Source organism: Nocardia tenerifensis NBRC 101015, from assembly GCF_000308715.1.
Lineage (GTDB): Bacteria > Actinomycetota > Actinomycetes > Mycobacteriales > Mycobacteriaceae > Nocardia > Nocardia tenerifensis.
On sequence record NZ_BAGH01000451.1, the window covers coordinates 1 to 1,021 of the forward strand.

Below are 1,021 nucleotides of genomic sequence, written 5' to 3' on the forward strand. Positions count from 1 at the left end.
CTGGTCCTGATGGCGTTGCCCGCGGTGGCGGTGCTGCTCGCCGGACGCACCGCCCGCCCGCTGCTGCCCGCGCTGGCCGGCGCGCTGGCGGTCGTCGCGGCGTTCACCCTCTCCGGCTTCTGGTGGCTCGACGGCTATCACCTGGTGGTGCAGCGCTATTACCAGGGCATCGCCAGCGAGCGCACGTACGCGTACTGGTGGTGGGCGAATCTCGCCGCGACGGTCTGCGTCGTCGGCCTCGCGACCGCCGCGGCGCTGCCGCGTGCGCTCGCACCGCGCGTGCTGCACGCTCTCGACCCGACCGCGCTACTGGTGGCGGCGGCCCTGTGCGCGATACTCGCGGCGGACCTCAGCGGGCTGAGCAAGGCCGAAACCGAGCGGATCTGGTTACCGTTCGATATGTGGCTGCTCGCCGCGACCGCGTTCCTGCCGAGGTCCAGCGCCCGCGGCTGGCTCGCGGTGCAGGGCATCGGCACGCTCGTGCTCGCCCACTCGATCCTGACGAATTGGTGAAACGATGTCCATCCTGATCGCCGACGACGACCCCGTCGTCCGGGACGTGGTCCGGCGCTACCTCGAGCGCGACGGCCTGGCCGTACTCGAAACAGCCGACGGCGCAACTACTTTGGCCGCGCTGGCGGACGACCGGGTCGAGCTGGCCGTGCTCGACGTGATGATGCCCGCGCCGGACGGCATCGAGATCTGCCGCGCGATCCGCTCCGGGCGGCGACCGCGGCTGCCGGTCATCCTGCTCACCGCGCTCGGCGACGAGGACGACCGGGTGCTCGGGCTGGAGGCGGGCGCCGACGACTACGTGACCAAGCCGTTCAGCCCGCGCGAGCTCGCGCTGCGGGTCGCCTCCGTGCTGCGCCGCGCGCGGACGGAACCGGAGGCCGCCCGGCCGACGCTGCGGGACGGCGCGGTCGAGGTGCGGCCCGCCTTCCGGCTCGCCCTCGTCGACGGCGCGCCGGTGGAGCTGACCCCGCGCGAGTTCGATCTGCTCACCTTCCTGCTCGCCCAT

1 protein-coding gene and 1 pseudogene are annotated in these 1,021 nt (G+C 73.1%); both read left to right on the forward strand.

Annotated elements, in window-relative coordinates; all coding sequences use genetic code 11:
- Positions 1-513, forward strand: a pseudogene (locus ON39_RS33920) (hypothetical protein); the annotation flags it as partial.
- 4 nt (positions 514-517) lie between these two features.
- Positions 518-1,021 (forward strand): response regulator transcription factor (locus tag ON39_RS33925; RefSeq protein ID WP_040740341.1); only part of this gene is annotated, 504 nt, incomplete at its 3' end.